Source organism: Mesorhizobium sp. M7A.F.Ca.US.014.04.1.1, from assembly GCF_003998745.1.
Taxonomy (GTDB): Bacteria; Pseudomonadota; Alphaproteobacteria; order Rhizobiales; family Rhizobiaceae; genus Mesorhizobium; species Mesorhizobium ciceri.
Genome location: NZ_RZRW01000253.1, coordinates 1 through 8,145, shown reverse-complemented (window position 1 = coordinate 8,145; position 8,145 = coordinate 1). Strand labels below are relative to the sequence as shown.

General features: G+C 56.2%; 7 protein-coding genes. 6 read left to right on the top strand and 1 reads right to left on the bottom strand.

The window, feature by feature from the left end; all coding sequences use genetic code 11:
* The 6 genes from EOA22_RS17700 to EOA22_RS17675 form a co-directional block, all read left to right on the top strand.
* A partial coding sequence (locus tag EOA22_RS17700; protein WP_127390115.1) for a DEAD/DEAH box helicase family protein occupies window positions 1-2,399 on the top strand: 2,399 nt, incomplete at its 5' end.
* 54 nt (window positions 2,400-2,453) lie between these two features.
* On the top strand, window positions 2,454-2,969 hold the full coding sequence (locus tag EOA22_RS17695; RefSeq protein ID WP_063168130.1) for a hypothetical protein: 516 nt from the start codon (window positions 2,454-2,456) through the stop codon (window positions 2,967-2,969).
* Between the two features lie 112 nt (window positions 2,970-3,081).
* Window positions 3,082-4,980: a DUF262 domain-containing protein gene (locus EOA22_RS17690; RefSeq protein ID WP_063168129.1), complete on the top strand. Its 1,899-nt coding sequence runs from the start codon at window positions 3,082-3,084 to the stop codon at window positions 4,978-4,980.
* 206 nt (window positions 4,981-5,186) lie between these two features.
* Complete coding sequence (locus tag EOA22_RS17685) at window positions 5,187-5,978, top strand: HipA family kinase (protein ID WP_206617027.1); 792 nt, start codon at window positions 5,187-5,189, stop codon at window positions 5,976-5,978.
* On the top strand, window positions 5,975-6,826 hold the full coding sequence (locus EOA22_RS17680) for a DUF3037 domain-containing protein (RefSeq protein WP_063168127.1): 852 nt from the start codon (window positions 5,975-5,977) through the stop codon (window positions 6,824-6,826). The genes EOA22_RS17685 and EOA22_RS17680 overlap by 4 nt, the downstream gene beginning before the upstream one ends.
* 216 nt (window positions 6,827-7,042) lie before the next feature.
* Window positions 7,043-7,657: a recombinase family protein gene (locus tag EOA22_RS17675; protein ID WP_063168126.1), complete on the top strand. Its 615-nt coding sequence runs from the start codon at window positions 7,043-7,045 to the stop codon at window positions 7,655-7,657.
* 149 nt (window positions 7,658-7,806) lie between these two features.
* Here EOA22_RS17675 and EOA22_RS38155 read toward each other — a convergent pair.
* On the bottom strand, window positions 7,807-8,145 hold a 339-nt coding region (locus EOA22_RS38155; RefSeq protein ID WP_206516426.1), incomplete at its 5' end, for a hypothetical protein.

Here is an 8,145-nt window from a genome sequence, read left to right as displayed (position 1 = left end):
TCCTCGCACCGAACACCACTATTTACGACAAGCTCGTCGACGATTTCAGTCGGCAGAACTCCTCAAAATACGTATTCCGGGGCATCGCTGAATTCGCGCAGCTTCCGCCCATAGTCGAGACCGGGGACAACTGGGAACGCGGCTACGCCGTGCGTGGCGACCTTCTGGGCCAGACCGCTATCGTGTTCATCTTCAACATCGACAAGGTGAACAAGGAGCAGGGGCGCATCCGTAAGCTCCATGAATATATCGGCGAGTCCTATTTCGAGTACCTGTCGGCCCTTCCGGACCTTGTCCTCTTGATGGACGAAGCGCACCGCTATCGCGCCAAGGCGGGCATGAACGCCATTGCCGAACTGAAACCTGTTATCGGCCTCGAATTGACGGCGACACCACGTTCGGTTGGAGCCAAATCGGTTGCGTTCAAGAACGTGGTTCTCGATTACCCGCTTGGACAGGCGATGGCCGAGGGCTATGTGAAAGACCCGGCCGTCGCCACTCGCGAAGGGTTTCGCGTCGACAGCATCACGCCGGAACAGCTTGAACGGATGAAGCTTGAGGACGGGATTCACTGCCATGAAAACACTAAGGCAGAGCTAGCGATCTATGCACAACAGACCGGGCGCAAGCTTGTCCATCCCTTCATGTTGGTCGTGGCGCAAGACACCACGCACGCCAGCGAAATCCGGCGATACCTGGAATCGGATGGTTTCTTTCGGGGGCGCTACCAGGGTCGCGTGATCGAGGTTCATTCCGGAACGCGCGCGGAGGAGACTGAAGAGGCGACCGAGAAGCTTGTCGCACTGGAGCATGATGCGACGACCGATATCGTCATTCACGTCAACAAACTGAAGGAAGGCTGGGACGTAACCAACCTCTACACGATCGTCCCATTGCGCGCATCGGCTTCCGACATTCTGACGGAGCAGACGCTTGGACGTGGCCTGCGGTTGCCTTATGGCCAGCGCACGGGCGTGGAAGCCGTCGATCGCTTGACCGTCATCGCGCATGACAGGTTCGACGACGTAATCAAGGCAGCGCGCGATCCGGACTCGCTCATCTCGATTAGGAAGACCGTCATTGTCGGCGGCAGCGGCGACGTGTCGAATCTCGGCGCGCATGTGGTCGAAGCTCCTTCGAATGTTGAAACGATGCTTACCGGAAAAGCGGGAGCGTTTGAGGAATCCGAACAAACGTCTTACGTCTTCGAGACCCAGGAAGAGCGTGAGGTAGCGAAAGTCGCTTGGGATGTGATCCAGCGCGAGTTCGAACGCCGGATCAAGACCGGGATCGAAAAACTCGACACGCCAGAGATACAGGCTGAAATCACCAGCATCGTGAAGGCGGTCATGGCACCTGAACAGCGATGGTTCGAAAGTTTCGAACGAAAAACCGATGTCGCAGCGACCGTCGCTAAAGTCACGAAACAGATCGTCATGCACACGATTTCGATTCCCGAAATCGTCGTGCTGCCGACGACGCAGGTAAATTTTGGATTCAAGGATTTCGACCTTTCGAATCTCGAAACAATCGCCAGGCAGCCGCTCTCCGATCAGATCATGGTCCAACGACTCCGCGACGAGACGCGCGCCTTCCTTGCTCGCACGGTGGAAGGCTCGAAGGAAGAACGCTTAGAGAGCTATGTTGTCCGCCATCTCATGGACATGCCAGAGGTCGATTACGACACGCAGAGCGAGCTTCTGTTCAAGCTGGCGGGGCAGATGGTGGCGCGGCTTCAATCATACCTTGCGACCTCCGAGGACGTGGAGAACGTCCTTTTGACGCACGGCAAAGATCTCGCCAGGTTCATTTTCCAGCAGATGATGACGCACTATTGGGAGACCCCGACCGATTACCGAGCTAGCGTCTCAAGGGGTTTCGTCGTGATGAAGCCCCAGGCCTACAACGTCCCCAGCGAGGCATTCGTTCGGGATTTCCGAACGCCAGTCAGCCCGCTCAACCTTACACCAAAATATGTCTTCGAAGGTTTCGCCAAGTGCTGCTATCCGTACCAGAAATTCGACTCCGACACAGAGCGGGAATTCGCGGTCATCGTGGAGGCTGCCAGCGAAGCCGGAGTGTTGCGCTGGATGAAACCCGCAATCGGTCAGTTCAGGATCGAATACGCGTCCGGGCAGTCATACGAGCCGGATTTCGTGGTCGAGACTACCAAGGACAAGTTCATCATTGAGATCAAGGCGAAGAATGAGATGGCCGACCCGATTGTTCAGGCGAAGGCCAAGGCTGCCCGGAAATGGGTGCATCACGCAAATGAGCACGCCAGGGATACGGGCGGAAAGCCGTGGACTTATGTGCTCGTGCCACATGACGCGGTGAAGCCAAGCGCGACGCTGGCCTCGCTGGTTTCGGCCTATTCGCAGGCAGGGGAGCTTGTTTGAGGGCGTGACCAAGGTTTTGAAAAGGCCCGAGGGGGCATCGGTCCAGTGACCAGAATGAATCATGAAAGACCGATCTTCAAACTCCTGGCTGACCTCAAACGCGACAAGAGCAGAACGCCGCCAGAGAGCTTATTAAAACTGGAAAAGAAATATTCTTCGACCTTGCAGAGCAACGATGGCACCAAGCTAAGAGGATCTTCGGAGAAAAAGATCATCCATGAAGTGGCGCTAGGAATTTTCGATCATGTGAAGCGGCACAACGATGTTCGGGTCATTCACTCTCTGCTGAATGCCGTCGAAAAGGAAGTTTACAAATCGGCGATCAGCGAATGGTTTCGCCGTTATGGAAGGGTCGACACGGACGGCACCGGAAAATTCTCTCTATGCAAGGACAAGAATTTTGATCGTCCTTCGGCGGTTCAAAATCCCTTCTGGACGCTCACGCCGATTTTCACAAAGCAGCGGCCGTTCAATTTCGCCCGAGAACTAGAAAAACTCGTCGACAGGGCGACCGAACGGGCAGACAAGCCATCGCCCAGCGATGTTGTTGATCCAATCCTTCTCTCGTAGATAAAGCGGCTGATTGGGACACGCAGGTGAAGGCGCGAGGATAGCTTAAAACTATAAGTGTAGTTTGGCTCAGCGAATTATAAGCACACTCGATTAGGGGCGAATAGGGCTAATGCGACCATTTACAAGATCGATCATAGAGCTTTTTGACGGTAAGAGACGCTACCTGATTCCGCTGTATCAGCGGCAATACGCCTGGAAAGTGACCCCCCAACTGGAGTTGCTTTGGGAGGATATTCAGCGGGCTGCGGCAAAGCTTGAGGCGGAAGGCGTGTTATCTGCGCCCCACTTCATGGGAGCGATCGTGATCTCGCAGGTGAAAACGTTCGGCAAGCAGGTGCAGGCGTTTGAGGTCATTGATGGCCAACAGCGCCTTACGACCTTCCAGTTGCTCCTGACCGCCCTAAGGGACGTGGCAGCCTGCCACTCACCCGAATATGCGGACGAGGTAGCCAAGTACATCTTCAACGATGGTGTAATGGAGCAGCCAGAAGTCGAGCGGTTCAAGCTTTGGCCGTCACTCACCGACCGTGCTTCTTTCATCGGAGTGGTTGACGCTGAGGACAAGTCGGATGCGGCAACCTTCCGTTTGGATGATGAGCAGGGTGTGGTTCGCCCGTCGGTAGCGGCGCATGCGTTCTTCAAGGATCGCATCGAAAAGCACGTCCGGCCGAATGGTGAATATGATGCCTTTCGCATGGAGAAGTTGTTTGAGGCGTTACGCGTCGGGTTGGCAGCAGTATCAATCGAACTTGAAGGTGGCGATGACGCTCAGACGATCTTCGAAACGCTTAACAGCCGGGGAGTCGATCTGACCGCCGGTGATCTCATGCGTAACTTCATCTTTCAGCGAGCGAAAGGGTTGGGACAGACCAAGGGTTCTCTGAATGTAGACCGCCTGTACCAGGATTTCTGGCTCCCGCTCGACGGTTGGTTCTGGAAGGAAGGGGATACACGCGGTCGTCAGACGAAGTCCCGCCTGGATTGGCTGCTTGTCGACCACCTTACAATGAAGAAAGCGGAGACCGTTTCGGTCGACGATCTCTTTGAATCCTATCGCAGATGGATTTTGGACCTCACGCCGTTCACCTCCATCAAAGCTGAGCTCGAATCGATCGCAGCAAGCGCGGCAGTTCATCGACGGCTATCGGATCAGTCGACCGATGATCCTTTGGGACGCTTCGGGCGCTTTACCAAGGCGTTCGACGTGTCAACGGCCATGCCTCTCGTGCTCTATCTAGCGGGCGAAAGCGCGCTGGACGAAGGCGAGCTGCCCGATGCTCTCCGGCTGATCGAATCCTATATCGTCAGGCGCGATATCTGCGGCCTCACGACCGCCAATTACAACAAGTTCTTTGTCGATATGATCGCAAAGCTTCGCGCGGGCGGCCAAGTGTCAGTCGCGCGTGTTCATCAATTGCTGTCCGCGAGTCAGGCGGATGCGATCCGTTTCCCGCCAGACAGCGAATGGAAGGCGCAATGGCTTGGTCGCGACCAATACAAAGGGAGTCGTCAGCCGCGCCTTCGGTATCTGTTCGAGGCGCTTGAACACCAGAAAAGGAACGATCGCAGCGAAGTCGTCGCCATCCGGAGCGATTTGACGCTCGAACACATCATGCCGCAAAAATGGCGCGAGAATTGGCCCGTTCCGGGTTTTGATCACGTTGCGGCCGGCGAGGTGGATATTGACCAGGTTGCTCGCGAGGTTGACCGCGACAAGATCATAAACAAGCTCGGCAACCTCACACTGCTGACCCAGAAGCTGAACACGTCGGCTTCGAACGGATCGTTCTCGACCAAGATGCCTGCTGTGAGAGCACACACGGCGCTCGCGCTGAACCGGGAACTCCATCAGTACCAGGCATGGGATGAGGAGACCGTCTCACACCGTGGAAGCGCGCTGTTCGATACGGCGCTTTCGATATGGTCCGGCCCGACGATTGCTGAGCAGAATAATCAGAACGCAGGCGCAGGGCACGCGTTGACGCAGCAGGCCGACGCTGCGGAATAGGCGGCGCGGAAATGGGTTCACCATGCGAACGAGCATGCTAGGGAATGGGCGGAAACCGTCGTCCTATGTGCTTGTGCCGCATGATGCCGTGAAGCCGAGCTCGACGCTGGTGTCGGCGTACGCGCAGGCCGCGGAGTTGGTGTGACTGATCATAGTTTTTTGAGGGAGAGGGATGGCCAACAGCGCCGTCCCTGTGGGGGGGTGAATTGCTGGAGAGTGTAACGGCAACAGAGTTTCTGCGCCCGGCCTCTCAGGGTCGCACCGCTCCGATCCTTTTGATGTGCGAGGATGCGGCAGGAGAGACCGTCGAGGTTTTCTGCAAGCTATCCAGCGGATGCGATGCCGGGGTGTCGAGCTTGTCTCGGGAGAGCATAGGTGCCTGCTTGGCTGCGGACCTCGGATTGCCTGTTCCCCGTCCCTATTGGGTTCGGCTGCCCCCTGAGTTCATAGAGTCTGTTTCAGACGAGACTGTTCGCCAGAAGCTTGGCGTGAGCTCACCTGTCGGATTCGGATCACTGCGTGTTCCCAACCAGTTTGCAGCATGGGCGAAAGGCAATTTGATTACTGACACAATGATGCCTGACGCAACTGGTATTCTGATCTTCGATGCGATCATCCAGAATCCGGATCGACGCGACGGGAATCCCAACTGCTTGGTGAAGGGCGACAATCTGCGGATATTCGATCACGAGCTGGCTTTCATGACTGAGCAACTCCTGTTCTGGAAGCCGCCCTGGACACTAGGTGGCCTGAGTTGGGTCGGAGTGCCAGGAGCCCATATTTTCGTTGGGGGATTGAAGGGGCGGGATGTTGATTATGATCTCATCAAGGATCGCTGGGTTAACTTGTCAGATGAGGTGATTGCGAGCTATCAGACCGCAGTTCCGGACGAGTGGGCTGGCTCGGAGGCCGCCGTTCACGCAGCGCTTAAGCTAATTCGAGATGCACGAGACAACATCGACGGGTGTTTGGATGAAGTGCGGAGGATACTGAAATGAGCGATCGCCATCCCTACAACTTCATTGTCCTGCGTTATGTCCACGACATCGTAACCGGGGAGTTCGTGAACGTTGGCGTGATCTTGCATGTCTCACGTGAGGGCATCCTGAGGTGGCGCACGCGAAAGACCATAGGCCGTATCAAAAGCGTGTTCCCGGATCTCGATCGCGAGGCCTTCGTGGCTGCTATGCGGAGTGTCGAGCGGGGTATGCGTGGCGCTTCCAAGATGCTGCCCAAGGAGGGTCTGTTCAGGCAAGATCGCGGACTGGACTCCTACGCCAAGTCAATCGTACCGAATGACGACAGTTCCCTACAATGGTCACCTGTCAGCTCCGGTGTGACCAACGATCCATCGAAGACCTTCGAGCGTCTCTATGAGCGATTTGTTGGCCGCTACGATGTGACCGTGAAGGCCAGGAAGACTGACGAGGATATCTGGCGGCCCGTCCGTACCATGCTAGCCGAGCGGAATCTGAACGTGGAACTGGAAAAGAAGGTCTTATCCAGCAAAGCGGATAGTATCGAGTTCAAGCACGCATGGAAGAACGGCAGTTGGCATGCCTATGAACCGTTGTCGTTAGACTTGGCGGATGCTGATGGGATTAAGGACAAGGTCCGTCGCTGGCGTGGGCATCTTGCTGCTGTCGCAGATGACGCGCAAGAGCCGTTGAAGCTGCATTTCATTGTGGGTGCGCCAGAGAACCGTCAGCTTATGCCTGTCTACAAAAACGCGCTTGAGATCTTACGTGGCTCTCCATTCGCACCGGAGATCGTTGAGGAAACGCAGATCGCCTCATTGGTCGATGAAATCGAGGATGAAGTTCGGTCGCACAATCAGCGGATTTGATCCGTGATGGTGCAGCCTCCGCATGGCTAATCAGCAGCCATGTCGGAACGGCTCACGATCGTGAGGGGCGAGGATTAGGCACACAACTCTGTCTCGTCGAAAATCATTTGAGTATGCCTTTAGCGGACCGCGTTTTTAGGTGGTTCGATAATAACGTTTGACCACCCTAATCGTACCAGACAATATGAGACCATTCATATCGAACCGGGGCCTCATATGTTCGTCCGCGCCTATCTCCGAGCCTCAACGAAAGAGCAGGATGCCAACCGAGCCAAAGGTGACCTCCTCACGTTTGCCAAGGAACGTGGACTGCAAATCGCCGCTACCTATGTGGAGAATGAAAGCGGGGCCTCCCTCGCACGACCGGAACTCTTCCGACTCCTCTCGGATTGCCAACCAGGAGACATCCTGCTGATCGAGCAGGTGGATCGCCTCAGCAGGCTGAACGGTGCAGATTGGAATAAGCTAAAGGACGAAATTAGAGATCGACACATCAAGGTTGTCGCCCTCGACCTACCGACATCATGGGGCATGGCATCGGGGAATGCCGATGAGTTCATGTCCCGCATGGCAGACGCAATCAACAACATGATGCTCGATGTGATCGCGGCAGTCGCTAGGAAAGACTACGAGGATCGTCGGCGTAGGCAGACGCAGGGTATCGCGAAAGCCAAGAGCGAGGGAAAATATCGTGGCCGGCCTGAGGACAAGGCCCGCAATAAAGCGATCCAAAGCATGCTCACCAGCGGGCAAAGCTGGAGCACCATCATTTCGGCAACGGGATGCTCTCGGTCAACGCTGGCGAGGTTGGCAAAGGGAGTGGCGGGGTAAGACTGCCGGATGCCCGAAATTTTCGGCCGCGACATTTTGCACCCGGTTGCAAAGTCTCCCGGTGGCAGACTCATGCGAAGGGCCGTTGCGGCTTTTGTAGCTCCAAAGACGGCAGTTTCTGGGAGCATCGCGGCTAGTGTGCATTGGCTTCATTGAGTGTTCGATCTACCGAGGTGAGCCATGAAAGTCCGACAGAGCGACACGTTGTGCCGATGGATGAAGCCGGCTTCGGGGTATTCCGGCCCAGCGTAGGTCAATTCGATGTTGGACCATGTGGCCACCACCCAATCGGCGAACCTGTGTGCCTCACCGGGCGCCCCCCGCCAGTTCGTCGCTATACACTGCGCAACCGCCCGGCGCTGGTCATCCGGCCACGGTGCCGCAATGTTCGGCCAATGCTGTTCGGCAGACCGGTGTAACGTCTCCTCGATTGCCTCCAGCGTGAGCCGGACAACCGTCTGGTCAAGGGGGGACTGATTAGGGCCGGA